A 16,620-nucleotide genomic window follows, 5' to 3' on the forward strand; every position below is an offset into this window, starting at 1 on the left:
AAAACAAAAAAGACCCGCACTGATCAGCGCGGGCCATTTAGGTTCCACAGGGAGAATTCTACCAATCCATCGGACCTTTTTCAGCGAAGGATGCGACCAGAAAATCGATGAAAGCACGCACCTTGGGCTGGGTGAACCGGCCCGGCGGATAAACTGCGTAAACGCCTTGCACCTCGTCCGGAAGCGAAGGCATCGCATCCACCACCTCGCCCGATTTCAGCGCGTCGGCATAGAGATAGCTTGGCAGATGTGCGATCCCAAGGCCTGAGATTGCGGCGTTCAACAGCGACTGCCCGTCATTTACGCTTAACCAACCAGCGGTGCGCACCTGACGTTTCTCGCCCGACGGCGCGGTCAGTTTCCAGACGCTGCCCGAGGACTGGCTCGAATAGTGCAGTAGCTTGTGTTCATTCAGGTCGTCGATCTTTTGCGGGCGCCCAAACTGCTCGATATAGCTGGGCGCTACGACCATGCGTTTTACGGTTTCGGTCAGTTTGCGGGCGCGCAAGGTGCTGTCTTCCAGTTCCCCAATGCGCACAGCCACGTCAAAGCCTTCCGAGATCAGTTCGACGTAACGGTTGTTCAGCACCATGTTCACGGTGATATCGGGATAGGCAGACAGGAATTCCGAAAGCACAGGTGACAGGTGATTGACACCGAAATCCGTCGCCACACTGATCCGCAGAAGACCAGAAGGGTCGGATTGCATCGAGGTTACAAGCGCATCTGCCTCGCCCGCATCGTTGAGCACGCGCCGGGCGCGATCATAATAGGCCAGTCCAATCTCGGTCGGTGAAACCCGGCGTGTGGTGCGGTTTAGCAGTCGCGCACCCAGCCGCGCCTCAAGGCTCGACACGTGTTTGGACACGGCTGATTTGGAGATACCCATTTTTTTGGCCGCGTCGGTGAAACCACCCTGGTCCACCACGTTGGAAAAGGCCTCCATTTCGGTCAGTCGATCCATTCTCGTTCCCCAGGTCTTCTGTTCGTTGTCTCTTTATCGCGATCAATCTGGGCGAGAACTGGGCAGACATGAGATAATATCAGGGTTTTGATAGGGATCGTTTGCGACTGGGAAACGCCGAAGTTGTCGTGCTGTAATTCCAAACACCCAACACAAATAACCGATATCTGGACTTTTTCTCTATCGTGCTATGATGAGGATGGCATTTTTGTGACCATGGAGGAGATCATGAAAGCCCTATTTGCTGCTGCCGCTCTGTGCCTGTCCGCAACTCTCGCGTCGGCCGGAGGAGAAACGCCGTCAAACCCTGATGCCAGGGTTTATTTCGCAAATCTGACTGACGGAGACACCGTACAATCACCCGTCACGATCGTGTTTGGCCTAAGTGGCATGGGTGTTGCTCCTGCCGGAACCGAAAAGGAGAACACGGGCCACCATCACCTTCTGGTTGATCGTCCTCCGTTGGGGCAGGGTGAAGACGGCGCGGATGAACTGGCCTATGGGCTGCCCGCAGATGACAATCACATCCACTTTGGCGGCGGCCAGACCGAGGTCACGCTGGAATTGAGCCCGGGGGAACACACTTTGCAGCTTGTGTTGGGTGATGCGGGTCATGTGCCCCACGCGACGCCAATCGTTTCAGAGGTGATTACAATCACTGTAGAGTAGTGGTTAAGCGCTGAATTGTGCGTCGAACTCAGTTTCTCCTGTTCGGGTAAAGCGGATGATGCGGCTGTCAGGTATACGCACCAGCCAGCCGATCTCTTCCATGCGGGTCAGCATGGCGCGGCCGAGTTTGCCGGCCAAATGCGTTTCCCGTTCGCTCCAGTCTAGACAGGGGCGGCAAAGCGGTGCGCGGCTGCGGCCGAGTCCTTCCAGATCGATGCCAAAGCCGATGCAGAATTGAGTGCCCTCTTTGGTCAGGTGAACCGCGTCCTCCGTTGTCTCAAGATACCCTTGTTTCTGCATGGCGGTGAACATCTGCACCCCTCGGCTGCCCGCCAGATGGTTGTAGCAAACCCGTGCCGACCGCATTTCCGCATCTTTTGGTCCGGTCTGCGTCCGTAGATGGCCGCGCCCTGCAGCCAGCCCCATAAGGTTTTCCAGCACATGCGCTACATCTTCTCCGGACAGTCCGTAATATTTGTGCCGTCCCTGTCCACGCACCCGGACCAGGCTGCCTGCAAGCAGCTTTTTCAGGTGTGAGCTTGCGGTTTGGGGGCTGATTCCGGCCTCACGCGCCAGTTCGCCAGCCGTCAGCGCTTTGCCTGACATCAGTGCTGTTAACATATTGGCACGCGCAGGATCGCCAATCAGCGCCGCGATCTGTGCAATATCCGGTCCGTTTCGCATACTTCGATCATAGTCGAAACATAAGCTGCATCCAAGAGGTTATTCTTTGCCAATCATAAACCGGAGGCGTCTATGCTCACTTGTATAATCCAATACCAGATCGATCCGACGAAAAAAGAGCAGTTTCAGACCTACGCGCGCAATTGGGGACAGGCGATTCCGCGATGCGGGGCTGATCTGGTCGGATATTTCGCACCGCACGAGGGGTCATCGACCTTAGCCTATGGAATCTACAACATTCCCAGTCTTGCTGAATATGAGTCCTACCGCGCTCGTCTGTCGGCTGATCCACTTGGGCAGGAGAACTACGCATTTGCGCAACAAGAAGGCTTTATACTACGGGAGGATCGAACTTGGCTCAGATGTGTCTCAGCGCCGCATGATAGAACGTAACGAACTACGCCTTTTCTTCCTGCCTCGCGCCCTTCGGAATACTCGGTTCGACAAAGGACAGAATCGCCACAACCGCAAGCAGGCTACCGGCCGAAATGGCAGCGACCGCCCATACGATTTCATTCATGTGGGCAATCGCAGCCAAAGCCGCTGAGATGGCGACGACGGCAACCCGCACCAGCGTTTGTGAGATCGCTTGCGCCGCGATCCGTTGGGATTTTGGGGCGACGTCCATAAAATAAAGCCCACGAGCACTGCCCAACCCGGTGACGGCTACAGTTACGATAAACAGCGACACGGCATGCAGATGCACGTTGTGATCAAATCCCCAACGATGGATCGCTGCCAACCCTATCCCTGTAAGGGCAACCATCGACGCCCCGGCCACCATGACGACTCGATTGGAATAACTGCTGAGCGCCCTCCAAAGGGGCGACGCCACCAACAATGCGGCTGCCGACGATACAACAAGCGCTGTCAGACCCTGCGACGAGCTGTGCTGCGCCTCTGCCGCCAGCAATGCGTAGAACGGAACCGACAGGCCGGTCAGAACAAAAGCAAGCCGGATCAGAACGTATTTCTGAAACCAGCGTTCTTTCAGTAGCGCTTTGGCCTTTTGCCAATATGCCTTAAACGCCTCCGAACGTGTGTTGGCGGACGACGCGGTGCTCGAGGTCTGATCCGGCGATTTCTCTTGCAGAGTCATCATGAATACGGCTGAGAAAACGAAGCAGGTGGCACCAAGTCCGACTACTGTGCTGTGTCGTGTCAGTGCGGGGGCATCCTGAAATAGCTGATGCAGCAACAGTACAATGGCAATCGTTGCAGCGCCTCCAAGCGCCTTCTGCGTATAACTAATTCGCATCCTGTCTTTTGAGGTCAGATTGTCGCTGATGAAATCGATGATCATCAGGCTCTTGATCTCTCCCAAGACACCGATGACGAATATCCCAACAACAAATGCTGCAATGGTTATCGGTCTACTGCCGTAGGTAACGGCGAAAATGACAATCAGAAAACATATTGCAACCGCCAGATCAGCCCGGGCGATGGCTGACTTCTTTTGGGGAAGTCGGGTGATCGACTGTGCAAAGAACATATCCGCAAGCGTGCCCGCGCGTGCCGAATGGTCATCAAAAGGCCAGCCAAAAAGACGGGCAGGTCCAGTGACACCGCAAGAAAAGTCAATACGATCGCCGGGCTGGCCATGGACCAGGCCATGACGGACAGCGCACCTTGCCCGGCTATAATCGGCAGGTTGCTGCGGCGCGGTACGAACGGCTCCTGACTCATAGTCCCGTTTCAAACAACGTGTGTTGATCGTGCCAACTTCACGATAAACGGGAGACTATAGCAAGGATTGGCAACCGGATTGGCGCCAATCCGACGCAATTTAGAAAGTTGCCGCCAGCCGCGTCCCCTGATTGATTGCGCGCTTTGCGTCCAACTCGGCGGCCAAATCTGCACCACCGATCACATGAGGTGTTATCCCGCGTTCAATTAGCTCATCTGCCAGTGAACGGTCCGAGACCTGACCCGCGCACAGTACGATCGTATCCACCGGGATCACAGTCGGGTCTTCGTGGGCTTCGCCAAAGCTCACGTGCAGGCCGTCATCATCGATGCGCTCGTAATTCACGCCGCCTACGAAATTAACGTCTTTCATCTTTAGGGTCGCACGGTGAATCCAACCCGTTGTCTTGCCGAGCCCCTTGCCGTGACGCTGTGCTTTGCGTTGCAGCAACGTGACCTGCCGCGCGGGCGCCTCAGGCTGCGGACCTTCGGGTGCCAGTCCCGAGCGATGTTCGGCCGGGTCAGTGACGCCCCATTCCTTCATCCAAAGAGGCAGGTCCGTGGTCGGGCTGTGGCCATCTTCCAGCAAGAATTCGGAGACGTCGAACCCGATGCCTCCGGCCCCGATCACAGCAACCGATTTGCCGATCTCGGCCTTGTCGCGCAGCACGTCGATATAGCTGAGCACATTGTCTTGCTCTTGTCCGGGGATCTGCGGATCGCGCGGGGTGACACCGGTGGCGATGACCACTTCATCGTAACTGGTGAGATCATCCGCGCTGACTTCGCGGTTCAGTTCGACCGTCACACCCAGATCGTCCATCATGGTGCGGTACCAGTCGACCAGTCCCCAGAACTCTTCTTTCCCCGGCACCTGTTTGGCCATGTTTAATTGTCCGCCAATCTCGGCGGCGCGATCAAACAGGGTTACGTCATGGCCGCGCTGGGCGGCAGTCATCGCGGTCGACAAACCGGCAGGTCCCGCGCCGACAATGGCCACGGTCTTGCGTACCGCGGACTTGCCGATCACCAGTTCGGTTTCATGACAGGCACGCGGATTGACCAGGCACGAGGTCAGCTTGCCGCTGAAGGTATGATCCAGGCAAGCTTGATTGCAGGCGATGCACGGGGCGATCTTCGCTGCCTCACCGGCGATCGCTTTATTCACGAAATCCGCATCGGCCAACATCGGACGGGCCATAGACACCATGTCAGCGCAGCCGGTCGCTAAAACCTCTTCGGCCACTTCAGGCGTATTGATCCGGTTCGAGGTGATCACCGGGATGCCAACTTTGCCCATCAGTTTCTTTGTGACCCACGCAAAGGCCGCACGGGGTACGCTGGTGGCAATCGTTGGAATCCGCGCCTCGTGCCAGCCGATCCCAGTGTTGATGATTGTGGCCCCGGCCTGCTCAATCCGCTGCGCAAGTTCAACGACTTCGTCATGGGTCGACCCATTGGGCACCAGATCAATCATCGACAGGCGATAGATGATGATGAAATCGGTCCCCACGGCTTCGCGCGTGCGGCGCACCACTTCGATGGGCAGACGCATCCGGTTCTCGTATGACCCGCCCCAGCGATCCTCGCGCTTGTTGGTGTGGGTCACGAGGAATTGGTTCAGAAAATACCCTTCGGACCCCATGATCTCGACCCCGTCATAGCCCGCCTTCTGGGCCAACCGGGCCGCGTTGACGATATCTGCGATCTGCTTCTCGATCCCTTCCTCATCCAATTCGGTAGGTGGGAACGGAGAAATCGGGGATTTCACCGGGCTGGGGGCCACGCATTTCGGCCCGTAGGCATACCGCCCCGCATGCAGAATCTGCATTGCGATCTTGCCACCCGCCTCATGCACGCGTTTGGTCACGATGGAATGGTTTGCCACTTCTGTTTCATTGGTCATCATCGAGGCCCCAGGCAGAACCGAGCCTTCTAGGTTCGGGCCAATTCCACCCGTCACCATCAAGGCCACACCGCCACGCGCGCGATCCGCGTAAAACTCGGCGACACGGTTCCAGTCGCCAGTCTCTTCCAGCCCGGTATGCATCGAGCCCATCAGCACGCGGTTCTTCAACGTGGTAAAGCCCAGATCCAGCGGGGCCAGCATGTTTGGGTACGCAGTCATGGCAAACTCTCCCTCCCGACTTTGTCCGTCAGATTGACCTTCGCGTCACCGTTGTCACGCGAAACCTAACGTCATTCCCTTTGCGTTTGCCGCAGTGCTTGCTACAGACGCTTAAAAGAATGTTCATGAGGCCGCATATGACCCCCGACCAGATAGCAAAACTTCCTTATCGCCCCTGTGTCGGGCTGATGCTAATGAATGCCAAGGGATCGATTTTTGTCGGTCAGCGTAACGACCGCCACAAAGACGCCTGGCAGATGCCTCAGGGCGGTGTGGACAAGGGCGAAGACCCGCGCGATGCCGCCCTGCGCGAGCTTTGGGAAGAAACCGGCGTGACCGCAGATCTGGTCGAAATCATCGCCGAGACCGACGGCTGGCTGCCCTATGACTTGCCGCATGACATTGTGCCCAAAATCTGGAAGGGCCGGTATCGCGGGCAGGAGCAGAAATGGTACCTGATGCGGTTTCTGGGGCGGGATGATCAGATCAACATCGCAACTGAGCACCCGGAATTCACCCACTGGAAGTGGCAGACACCGTCACGGCTCGTTGATGAAATCGTACCCTTCAAACGAGACGTGTATGCGCGTGTGGTCGAGGTCTTTCGAGGACATTTGCCTGAGATTTGACCGCAGTTCACTTCATTGAGTGCATGTCGGTTTGCAGACAAGACTTTGATCAAGCGATAAGAAAATCGTTGTACCACTCCATCAAATCTATTCCGTCGCCTGCTTCGTTTGAGCCATTCAGGGCAGCGAGTTCCTCTTCCCATCCGTCAGCAAGGTCATAAATCCCAAGATCCTCTAGCGAAGCAAGCGAATAGTCCGCCAGATACATGGTGTCGGTCTGTTCAACGATCCCTGTCATTAGTTCGGCGTCCAAAGCGGCCTCGTCCCAATGACCTCCGGAAGTACCGCGCCCGCCACCGCCTTCCACCGGAATGTTATCACCATACAAAGCCGTAGCTGCTGCCCCAGTGTAGACAAGATCACCCTTGGATTTCGTTGTCAGATCGTTGCCAGCAACATCCCAAAGGATACCAAATCCCAGCGTATGCATCATCTCGTGAAGTATGGTGTCATCCAGTACGCCGAGCGCATCAAGTGAAGCTGCGTCAGTGAGGTCGATCGTAAGGGTCGCTCCCGCTGGTGTTTCAGCGGTGCCGTTACCGTCCCAATCGTTTGCTGCATATATGTCTGCTGATGCTACCTCTCCACCCAGCGCTCCCGATTCAAGTTTAACTTCAACATACAGGTCATCGAGTACAAACTCCGTACCGTCTGACTTCAAACCGTTGTCATCATCCGTGAAGCCATAAGCAATGACTGAAGAAAGAAACTCCGCCGCCGCTTCAACGTAGCCTTTGATGGTTGTTGCAATCGTAGTGTCCCAATCTGTTCCGCTGCCGGTAAACTCGATCTGGAAATTAAACGGGTCAGTGGTGCCGCGATTGGTATCTACGGTGATAGTATCGTCGAACCCGGCATCAAGAGTGCCGGAAGTGTAGGTAGCTTCTACAACATTGCCGCCACCGCTATCCCCATCCCCATCACCATCATCGCCGCCTCCCGGGCGACCTCCTCCTCCGCCGCCGCCGCCGAACGGATTGCCCATGTTGAACTCTTCGTAGTCAACAAAGGTTGCGTCCGAGCCTTCAAGGCTCTGTCTTTCAAACGTTGCAGGCTGAAAGATTGAGCGCAACGCCTGGCAAGCAACTGGTGATCCAAGCGCAGCACCATTGGGCGCGCTCACATGCTCTAAGACCGAGTCAATATAGGTATCGAGGGTATCTACGCTGCCATCATCGGCACTGCCGAATTGATTGCCTGAGTTTAGTACTGGGTATTCATCTTCGGTTTCAAGAGAGCCCATACTTTCGTCGCTATCAAGAGCTGTATTTTGAAGTGTTGCGCGAAATACCTCACTATCAGCCATTGCAAACGGTTCGAGTCCGTTGGGAGCGATATTCTGCTTGGGGATCCATCCGTCAATGGCATAAAAAAGTCGCCAAACCAAATTCGATCAAAACGTATTTCTTGCATATTACATACCTCCGAGTAGTCACCCCTCCAATACATCTGATTATAAGAATAGAATAATGTGATTTAATGCATGAAGAATACGATGTTAATGTTTGGTTAATACTCTGGCCTGCAGCATGTTAGCCAATCCAACTGCGCAATTTTTACCCACGCGAAAGTCTAAATGGGCTATATATAGTTATTCGCTGCGGCGCAGCAGCCGAAGTCTGCATGACCGGCTGCTCTTGGCTCAAAGCAGCCCTTTCCCCCGCAACAACTCAAGCATGTTTGCCTCCGGTCTTGGCCCGATATGGCTGATCACCTCCCGGGCGCAGACATTGCCAATGCGTGCGCAGGTCTCGTAATCGCGACCCGTTGCCATGCCGAACAGGAAGCCGGCGGCGAATTGATCACCTGCACCGGTCGCGTCCACAGGGACGACCTTTTCAACTGGCACATCGATGCGTGCATCGCCGTTCAGAACGGTCACCCCATCGCCAGACCGGGTGCAGACGACCAGAGGGCAAATCTCGGCCGTTTTAGCCAGCGCCTCTTCCAGATCGTCGGTTTCGAACAGCGATTTGATCTCAGCCTCATTGCCGATCACAAAATCCAATTCGTTTTCGATCAGCAGCAGGAAGTCGACCCGGTGTCGTTCAACACAGAACGGATCGGAAATGGCGATGCCTGCCTTACCGCCGCCTTTGTGGCAGTTGCGCGCAGCTTCCAAAAACGCCGCCTTGCCCTTTTCCTTGTCGAACAAATAGCCTTCGAGGAACATGATCTGGCTATTGCCGGCGACCTCTTCCGAGACATCCTCAGACGACAGCTCGGACGAGATACCCAGATAGGTGTTCATCGACCGCTCACCATCCGGCGAGACAAAGATCATTGAACGAGAGGTCGGCAGTTCTCCACCCGGGATCGGAGGGTTTACGAAATCCACCCCATCCTCGTTCATCGCATCGGCGTAGAACCGACCCAGGGCGTCATCATGTACGCGTCCGATGAAAGCGGAATCCAGGCCCAATGCACCCGCTCCGGCGATGGTATTTGCAACCGAACCGCCCGGTGTCTGCACCCGACCTTCCATCGAGGCATACAGCACTTCGCCGCGTTCCTGCTCGATCAGCTGCATGATGCCCTTTTCGATACCCATCAGCTCAAGGAAACTGTCATCGGCCTGGGAAATCACGTCCACAACGGCGTTTCCGATGCCCGTCAGTTGGTAGGTCTTCATAGAGTCTTGTCCTCAAATTCGCAGAGATCGCGGATGATACAGGTCGGGCACTGCGGTTTGCGTGCCTTGCAGTGATAGCGGCCATGCAGGATCAGCCAGTGATGCGCATGCAACTGGAAATCGGTCGGGATGTTATCTTCGATAGCGCGCTCAACCGCGTCCACATTCTTGCCTGGACAGATGCCGGTGCGGTTGCCAACGCGGAAGATGTGCGTGTCTACTGCCTGCGCCGGATACCGCCACCACATGTTCAGTACGACATTAGCGGTCTTGCGCCCCACACCCGGCAGCGATTGCAGCGCGGCGCGGGAGTTCGGCACCTCGCCTCCATAGTCCTTGACCAAAATGCGGCTCAGCTTGATCACATTCTTGGCTTTCTGACGGAACAGACCGATGGTCTTGATATGTTCGATCAGACCCTCCTCGCCCAGATCCAGCATCTTTTGCGGGGTATCGGCGATCTTGAACAAGTCACGGGTGGCCTTGTTGACGCCCGCATCGGTCGCCTGCGCCGACAGCGCGACGGCCACGACCAGCGTATAGACGTTCACATGCTCCAACTCGCCCTTGGGTTCAGGGTCGGCGTCGTGAAAACGCGTAAAGATCTCGCGGATCTTGTGGTATCCAAGTTGCTTGGCCATCCGAGCCTTAATGCCCTGCCAGACAAGCGGTCGCAATTGAAAAGGTGCGTTTTGGTTTTGCTCAAGTGCGGGTCTTGGTCGATTTGTCCCTGTGCCTTACGTCTGCGGTCGGAAATCTACGCCCGCCGTTGCAAGTTGATTCCTGATCCCGTGCCATCGGCTCGGGTCAGCCACCAGAACGGCTGCCGGATCGATCTGAACCCGGTATCCTCGATTGAGCGCGCCCTGCGCGGTCTTGTTCACGCAATGACACCCGTCCAACCCTGTCAGAACCAGCGTTCCGATCTGTTTTTCTTCCAGGAACTGCTCAAAAACCGACGAAGAAAAGGCGTCACCCACAGACTTTACAAACTCGGCATCCGGATTCAGCGCGAGACGCGGATCCAATCCGATCCCGTCTGATTCCGCATTGCCACGCCCCTGATTGAACCAACCATTCAGCATGTTCGCCAGCCTCCCTTCGAATTCATGCCGAATGACGATCACGGGCCTACGAGACTGATGGGCGCTATCCGTCATCGACCGGATCGCCGATAAGGCGCCCTCGATCTGCGCGTCATCCCATGCGGACATCGAGGTAAAATCTGTTTGCATATCGATCACCAGCAGCGCCGTTTCAGGCCGCGATGCAAGGTTTATTTTGGGCCCGGTGGTCGGAGTTCCAATCTTACGGATTTCCAGGAGTATATATAAAACGGCGATCACTATCCCGGTCGCTATGATCCAAAGGACGGACATGTCAGGTATCCTTGGCGAGGTCTGCAAAGTACCGGGTCAGGGCAAGTTGAACCTTGTGGTAAGCGGCAAGCTCTGACGCAGAAAAATCCTGTGCAAAGCGTGACAGCTTTGTCATCTCATCCGCTCTGATTGCCGTGATCGTCGCATCGCCCGAAGGGCTCAGCCGGTAGCAATGGGTGCCTGCACGTCTGGAATTGGGTTGGCTTTCGATCAGCTGTTCGCTCATCAGCTCTTTTAAGATGCGCGAGACATATTGCCGTTTCAGCTGCAGCTTGGCGCACAGCACCGGGGCGGTCGCGCCTGGAAATAGCGATAGACCTTCCAGAAGGGCACGTTGTCCGACGGTCACGCCTTTGCGCTGGCTGCCCTGCTCAACGGCTGCCGTGATGTTCCGAAGCAATGGCCGGGCGGCCTGCACTGCCTGATAAAGCTGATCCAACCTGTGTTCCATACCTGAATAGTAGGGGCACACAGATTGATTCGTCAACTCAGTTGACAAGATAAAGCGCAGGTTCCGGGTCGCAAGATCGCCGGGGGCAAGTTACTGTTCCTGTAACTGATGAGGTGACCGATGAACATCCAGACAGCAGAAAGCGGATATCATTACAACGTCATGCGGCGCGCGATCGAATTGATCGATCAGGGTGGAGAGAATCTCAGCCTTGATGAGCTGGCCCGCCAAATGGATATGAGCCCAGCCCATTTCCAGCGCCTGTTCTCGCGCTGGACTGGGGTGTCACCCAAGCGATACCAGCAGTACCTGACTTTGGGCCATGCCAAGGCACTGCTGCGCGAACGTTTTACCACGCTGGAGACCGCGCATAACGTCGGATTATCCGGTAGCGGGCGGTTACACGATCTGTTCCTGAAATGGGAATCCATGAGCCCCGGCGAATACGCGCGTAAAGGCGCGGGTCTGACGATCTATTGGGGTTGGTTTGAAAGCCCATTTGGCCCGGCTCTGGTCATGGGGACCGACAAGGGGATCTGCGGCATCGCCTTTGGCGCTGAAACAGGTGAAGAAGAGGCGATGGAAGACATGCTGTCGCGCTGGCCTCAGGCCGAGTTCGTCGAAGACCCGATGCGCCTGCGCCCATGGGTTCTTAGTGCCTTTGGCGCGGAAAGTGACCGCTTGCAACCGACACCGCTCTATCTGATTGGCTCGCCGTTGCAGATCAAAGTGTGGGAGGCGTTGATGCATATCCCATCTGGACAGGTCACTACCTATTCAGAAATCGCGCAGCGGGTTGGCTCGCCACAAGCGGTGCGTGCGGTGGGCACGGCGGTGGGCCGGAACCCGGTCAGCTGGCTGATCCCGTGTCACCGTGCTTTGCGCAAATCGGGCGGTCTGGGTGGTTACCACTGGGGCCTGCCGGTCAAACGCGCCATGCTGGCCTTTGAGGCGGCGCAGGCAGACGCCTGATTGACAGGTCGATCCGAGGCTGCCAAAAGGCGCGGCAGGTTCGGGTCCCCTGCCGTTCGCAGCCTTTGGCTTTGGTGAAACCCGGTTGAATAGCATCTGTTGCCCTTTCCTGGCGTGCGGATGGCAATGCGAGCCCCGTCCAGATTTCGCGCCCGTTCAAGGAAACGAGGCAGATCATGACACATACTCAATACATTGCTCCGATTGCGGAGCTGAAAGAGCAGGCTAAGCGCCTGCGCAAACGTCTGCAGGATAGCGGGGTGAAACTATCGCATAGCGAGGCCTTGGAACTGCTGGCGAATCAGCATGGTGCCCGCGACTGGAATACATTGCATTCGATGGCCGGTAATCGAATGCAACTACGCGTTGGTGACCGGGTTGAGGGCCGATATTTGGGTCAGCCCTTTACTGCGGAAATCCGTGGCCTGACAATCTTGGGTGATGGATCACATCGGCGGGTGACCCTGCAGTTCGACGCGCCTGTAGATGTGGTACAGTTCGATAGTTTTTCGGCTTATCGGCAGCGTGTCACCGGCGAGATTGGCTGGGATGGTCGATCCACCCGGCACACGTCGAATGGAGAGCCTCAACTGACCATTCGACCGGTTTGATGGCGAGCTCCTGCCCGGCGATTGCAGAGCAGGAGTATTCCTATTCTATCCGCAGCACCCGCTCCCGGTTGATTTTGCGGGCGCGCTGGGTGCTTCATTCAGGTTTGCGCCTCGCCCAAGCCATGTGCGTTTGGCCAAATAAAAATCCGAGAACTTCTGATCGAAATCCGCGGGTACGGATTTCGCCGGAATTCCCGTCTGCAGCACAGCCTGCTGCCATGACTTCACCTTGGGATAACCCGCAAGCATGTCATAACCGCTGTGTTTTTCGACAATAGCCGCGCGGTGCAGCAGCGGCAGCCAGGCGATGTCAACATTGCCGAGTTCTTCGCCGGCAAAAAATGAGCCCTCGCCCAGTTGTTTCTCAACCCTGGCAAACGACGCATCCAGTTTGCGGATGCGACCATCCAGCGTCGCCTTGTCGGCGCTCTGCATCGTACTGCATTGGACCAGATAGTGTTTCGTCGCCTGATAGCTCCAAGCGCGATTAACTGCGCGTTGCTCGGGTGAAATGTTTGCCTGCAATGGCGCGGTGACATCGTCGATGTATTCTACGATCGCGTCGGATTCGAACAGCGCGGTACCGTTCTCGGTTACCAGGACAGGCACTTGGCCCGTCGGTGAAATTTCCAAAAACCAGTCCGGTTTGTCGCTTAGGCTGATGTATTTCACGTCATAGGCTACGTTTTTTGCTTCCAGCATCGCGGTGACACGCTGCACGAACGGGCAGATTTTGAAGCTGATAATTTTGATCATCGTTTTATCCTTTTGATACGTTCACCTGTAAGACGGCGCCCGAATTAAAAAGACGAAGATTGGCTCAACATTTTTTGCAGTTATCAGATTTTAAATGATATTCCGCGATATTTCCGCGTGTATCGATGGTCCAGTTACAGCAATCGTCAAATGCTTTACGCAGGTCGTCGCGACCCTTTTGAACTCTGGATTTCAATGTCGAATAAGATAGTCCGTGAGCCTTGGCATATTCTTTTTGGGACACGCCATTGATGTCGATGTCCATAAGCAACTTTGCCGTCTCGGCGGGCAAGCCGCGGATAAATGGCTCAACGCAATTTTCCAGTTCCTGACGGATGCCCGGATCGTCACTGGAATACCAAAGATCTTCGGGATCAACGGTCTTTGCCCGCGCGTTTTTTCTGTAGAAATCGATGATTGTGCGGTCAGCAGTCTGGAACAGCCAGGATTGCAGCTTGGTAGGGTCGCTGAGTGTCGGCAGCCCTGTGAAAACCTTGATCGATATTTCCTGCAATAGGTCGTCTACATCCGCCGGGTTTGCCACCTTGGAATGCAGGAACGCCTTGATACGTGCGCGGTAGTTTGGCCAGATTTCTTCTATTTGCATAACTGGCAGGTATGGTCACCCAGAAGGCTTTTTTCAAGTTTGGCCAGTTCCGAGACGCTGGGATGCGTATCCAAATGAAAGCGGAGCGCGCCTGCGAAGCGCACTCCCCCATAGTCAAATGCGATGGATGCTTACTCCGCAGGCCAGCCGCCTACGGCCTTCACTTCCAGAAAGTCTTCCAACCCCCAAACGCCGCCTTCACGTCCGTTCCCGGATTGCTTCATACCCCCAAACGGTGACCCTGCACTGCGAGACTGGCCATTCATCTCAACCATGCCGGATCGCAACACGCGGGCCATTCGATTGGCGCGGTCGCCATCTTGGGTCTGCACATAATTGGTTAGCCCATAAGGCGTGTCATTGGCGATCTCGATGGCCTCATCCTCGGTATCAAACGGGATCATGGTCAGGACGGGGCCAAAGATTTCTTCGCGGGCGATAGTCATCTGATTGTTTGCATCAGCAAATACTGTGGGGCGTACATAATAGCCCTTGTTCAATCCCTCGGGCCGACCGGTGCCACCAGCGACCAGGCGCGCCCCTTCGTCGATACCCTTCTGGATCAGGTCCTGAATCTTGGTCCACTGAACCTCATTCACCACCGGTCCGATATGGCGACCTTCTTCAGCGGCGCTGCCCACGGTAATCTTGTTGGCCACCTCGGCGGCGGTCTCAACCGCCTGATCATAGATCGGACGCTGCACCAGCATCCGGCTGGGCGCGTTACAGCTTTGGCCGGTGTTGTTCATCATGTGCAGCACGCCGCGTTTGACTGCTTTCTCATCGGCATCCGCAAAGACCACATTTGCGCCTTTGCCACCCAGTTCCAGATGCACCTTTTTCAAGGTATCGGCGGCGTTTTTGGAAATCGCAGTACCTGCGCGCGTCGAGCCGGTGAAGCTGACCATATCCACATCTGGATGCCCCGATAGCTGCGAGCCGACGCCGACACCATCGCCGTTCACCAGATTGAAGACGCCTGCTGGAAAGCCAGCTTCATCCATCATCTCGGCAAAAATCATCGCGTTCAGCGGGCTCTGTTCCGAGGGTTTTATCACCATCGTGCAGCCCGCAATCGCGGCGGCGCCCACCTTGAGCGTGACCTGATTCATCGGCCAATTCCAGGGCGTGATCAGGGCAGCGACACCTACCGCCTCATAGATGATCCGGTCATTCGGCGCGTGATCACCCAGCGGACGTTCGAACTGGAACGCCTTGGCGGCGCGGATAAAGTTTTTCAGGTGATAGATGCCCGCACCGGATTGTTGGGTACGCGCCATGTCAATTGGCGCACCCATTTCCATGGACATCGCCTGCGCCAGATCCTCCGAACGCGTAGCATAGATGTCGACCAGCTTTTCCACCAAGCCGATGCGCTCTTCGACGGGTGTGGCCATCCAGCCGGGTAGGGCGGCTTTGGCCGCAGCGACCGCCGCATTCGTGTCGGCCTCAGATCCCAGCGAGATCACCGCGCAGGGCTCTTCGGTCGAGGGGTCGATGACTTTGAAATCATTCGGTTCTGATGGGGCAACCCATTTGCCGTCGATATAGAACTCGCGCTTTTCGATCATGGCTCATCCTCCGGAGCAAAAATAAATCGACCGTCCGGTCGGCTTTCATGTGCACTCTGTCACCTGACTTGGTGCAAGGCAAGTGAGAATCATAATTTGATCAAATTATGTATCTACCGAATTTCCTGACAGGGCAACATGAATGGTTTAACCTTTGCGGTAAGTGATTAGATTGGCAGCAACCGACTCACGATTTTCTACAGTAGAGGAGTTTTCCAATGGGTTTGCGTATCAACGACACCGTCCCGAATTTCACAGCAGAAACGGATCAAGGTACCGTCCAATTCCATGACTGGATCGGCGACAGCTGGGCAATCCTGTTCTCGCATCCCAAGGATTTCACCCCCGTCTGCACGACCGAGTTTTCGGCCGTTGCGCAGCTTAACGATGAATGGGCGGCGCGGAACACCAAGGTGATGGGTGTGTCGGTCGATGGTGTCGAAGACCACAAGAAGTGGAAGAAAGACATTGAAGCATATGGCAACGCCAACCCCGGCTTCCCGATCATTGCTGATGATGGGCTGGCCGTGTCCAAAGCCTTCGACATGCTGCCGGCAGAAGCGTATCTGCCCGACGGTCGTACGCCTGCCGACAGTGCCACCGTACGTTCGGTCTTTATCATTGGTCCGGACAAACAATTGAAGCTGTCGATGACCTACCCAATGACCGTGGGCCGGAACTTTGCGGAAATCCTGCGTGCACTGGACGGGCTGCAAATGAGCGCCAAGGGCGTGGCAACTCCCGCCAACTGGGTGCCGGGTGAGGATGTGATCATCCCGCCTGCGGTATCGAATGATGAGGCGAAAGAAAAGTTCGGCGAGTTCGAGACGATCTTCCCTTATCTGCGTAAGACCAAAGCGCCGTCCTAAACGGATAGACGG

At 55.9% G+C, this 16,620-nt stretch carries 18 protein-coding genes; 6 read left to right on the forward strand and 12 right to left on the reverse strand.

Features of this window, described 5'->3' with window-relative positions:
• Window positions 1-58 precede the first annotated feature (58 nt).
• Window positions 59-964, reverse strand: a complete 906-nt coding sequence (locus tag ACR3EJ_RS05535; RefSeq protein WP_010438570.1) for a LysR family transcriptional regulator — start codon at window positions 962-964, stop codon at window positions 59-61.
• Between the two features lie 228 nt (window positions 965-1,192).
• On the opposite strand from ACR3EJ_RS05535, the gene ACR3EJ_RS05540 reads away from it, so the two are divergent.
• On the forward strand, window positions 1,193-1,633 hold the full coding sequence (locus ACR3EJ_RS05540) for a DUF4399 domain-containing protein (RefSeq protein ID WP_260023377.1): 441 nt from the start codon (window positions 1,193-1,195) through the stop codon (window positions 1,631-1,633).
• Between the two features lie 3 nt (window positions 1,634-1,636).
• Here ACR3EJ_RS05540 and ACR3EJ_RS05545 read toward each other — a convergent pair whose 3' ends face one another.
• Window positions 1,637-2,317 carry an ArsR/SmtB family transcription factor gene (locus ACR3EJ_RS05545; RefSeq protein WP_170541863.1) on the reverse strand — a complete coding sequence of 227 codons (681 nt, stop codon included), beginning with the start codon at window positions 2,315-2,317 and terminating at the stop codon, window positions 1,637-1,639.
• A 72-nt stretch (window positions 2,318-2,389) separates the two neighbouring features.
• Between ACR3EJ_RS05545 and ACR3EJ_RS05550 the strand changes: the two genes are divergently transcribed.
• Window positions 2,390-2,710: an NIPSNAP family protein gene (locus tag ACR3EJ_RS05550; RefSeq protein ID WP_170541860.1), complete on the forward strand. Its 321-nt coding sequence runs from the start codon at window positions 2,390-2,392 to the stop codon at window positions 2,708-2,710.
• Between the two features lie 4 nt (window positions 2,711-2,714).
• Here the strand turns inward: ACR3EJ_RS05550 and ACR3EJ_RS05555 are convergent, their stop codons facing one another.
• Window positions 2,715-4,016 carry an MFS transporter gene (locus ACR3EJ_RS05555; protein ID WP_170703571.1) on the reverse strand — a complete coding sequence of 434 codons (1,302 nt, stop codon included), beginning with the start codon at window positions 4,014-4,016 and terminating at the stop codon, window positions 2,715-2,717.
• 87 nt (window positions 4,017-4,103) lie between these two features.
• A complete protein-coding gene (locus tag ACR3EJ_RS05560; protein ID WP_170541854.1) occupies window positions 4,104-6,131 on the reverse strand; it encodes an NADPH-dependent 2,4-dienoyl-CoA reductase in 2,028 nt (675 codons plus the stop codon).
• 137 nt (window positions 6,132-6,268) lie between these two features.
• On the opposite strand from ACR3EJ_RS05560, the gene ACR3EJ_RS05565 reads away from it, so the two are divergent.
• Complete coding sequence (locus ACR3EJ_RS05565; RefSeq protein ID WP_170541851.1) at window positions 6,269-6,760, forward strand: RNA pyrophosphohydrolase; 492 nt, start codon at window positions 6,269-6,271, stop codon at window positions 6,758-6,760.
• 49 nt (window positions 6,761-6,809) lie between these two features.
• Here ACR3EJ_RS05565 and ACR3EJ_RS05570 read toward each other — a convergent pair whose 3' ends face one another.
• The 5 genes from ACR3EJ_RS05570 to ACR3EJ_RS05590 all read right to left on the reverse strand — a co-directional run bounded on the left by ACR3EJ_RS05570 (window position 6,810) and on the right by ACR3EJ_RS05590 (window position 11,243).
• Window positions 6,810-8,147, reverse strand: a complete 1,338-nt coding sequence (locus tag ACR3EJ_RS05570; protein WP_170703572.1) for a leishmanolysin-related zinc metalloendopeptidase — start codon at window positions 8,145-8,147, stop codon at window positions 6,810-6,812.
• 255 nt (window positions 8,148-8,402) lie between these two features.
• Window positions 8,403-9,392 carry an adenosine kinase gene (locus ACR3EJ_RS05575; protein ID WP_170541844.1) on the reverse strand — a complete coding sequence of 330 codons (990 nt, stop codon included), beginning with the start codon at window positions 9,390-9,392 and terminating at the stop codon, window positions 8,403-8,405.
• Entirely contained in the window at window positions 9,389-10,033 is a 645-nt protein-coding gene (gene nth, locus ACR3EJ_RS05580; RefSeq protein WP_170541841.1) for an endonuclease III, read from the reverse strand. Before nth ends, ACR3EJ_RS05575 begins: the two co-directional genes overlap by 4 nt.
• Window positions 10,034-10,129: 96 nt before the next feature.
• Window positions 10,130-10,771, reverse strand: a complete 642-nt coding sequence (locus ACR3EJ_RS05585; RefSeq protein ID WP_010438592.1) for a cysteine hydrolase family protein — start codon at window positions 10,769-10,771, stop codon at window positions 10,130-10,132.
• Window position 10,772: 1 nt separating this feature from the next.
• Window positions 10,773-11,243 (reverse strand): MarR family winged helix-turn-helix transcriptional regulator, encoded by a 471-nt coding sequence (locus ACR3EJ_RS05590; protein ID WP_260023371.1) that lies wholly within the window; start codon window positions 11,241-11,243, stop codon window positions 10,773-10,775.
• Between the two features lie 99 nt (window positions 11,244-11,342).
• Between ACR3EJ_RS05590 and ACR3EJ_RS05595 the strand changes: the two genes are divergently transcribed.
• A complete protein-coding gene (locus ACR3EJ_RS05595) occupies window positions 11,343-12,194 on the forward strand; it encodes a bifunctional helix-turn-helix domain-containing protein/methylated-DNA--[protein]-cysteine S-methyltransferase (RefSeq protein WP_170471759.1) in 852 nt (283 codons plus the stop codon).
• 176 nt (window positions 12,195-12,370) lie between these two features.
• Window positions 12,371-12,805, forward strand: coding sequence for a glyoxalase superfamily protein (locus ACR3EJ_RS05600; RefSeq protein WP_170541835.1), 435 nt, complete (start codon window positions 12,371-12,373; stop codon window positions 12,803-12,805).
• Window positions 12,806-12,850: 45 nt separating this feature from the next.
• Here the strand turns inward: ACR3EJ_RS05600 and ACR3EJ_RS05605 are convergent, their stop codons facing one another.
• The 3 genes from ACR3EJ_RS05605 to ACR3EJ_RS05615 form a co-directional block, all read right to left on the reverse strand.
• Entirely contained in the window at window positions 12,851-13,561 is a 711-nt protein-coding gene (locus ACR3EJ_RS05605; RefSeq protein ID WP_170541833.1) for a glutathione S-transferase family protein, read from the reverse strand.
• A 64-nt stretch (window positions 13,562-13,625) separates the two neighbouring features.
• The gene (sigZ, locus tag ACR3EJ_RS05610; protein ID WP_170541830.1) at window positions 13,626-14,168 is read right to left on the reverse strand and encodes an RNA polymerase sigma factor SigZ; all 543 of its coding nucleotides are present in this window, start codon (window positions 14,166-14,168) and stop codon (window positions 13,626-13,628) included.
• A 131-nt stretch (window positions 14,169-14,299) separates the two neighbouring features.
• Window positions 14,300-15,739, reverse strand: a complete 1,440-nt coding sequence (locus ACR3EJ_RS05615; RefSeq protein WP_170541827.1) for an aldehyde dehydrogenase family protein — start codon at window positions 15,737-15,739, stop codon at window positions 14,300-14,302.
• A 218-nt stretch (window positions 15,740-15,957) separates the two neighbouring features.
• On the opposite strand from ACR3EJ_RS05615, the gene ACR3EJ_RS05620 reads away from it, so the two are divergent.
• Window positions 15,958-16,608: a peroxiredoxin gene (locus tag ACR3EJ_RS05620; RefSeq protein WP_058274981.1), complete on the forward strand. Its 651-nt coding sequence runs from the start codon at window positions 15,958-15,960 to the stop codon at window positions 16,606-16,608.
• The last annotated feature ends 12 nt before the right edge of the window (window positions 16,609-16,620 follow it).

It is taken from the genome of Ruegeria sp. AB11 (assembly GCF_056536325.1).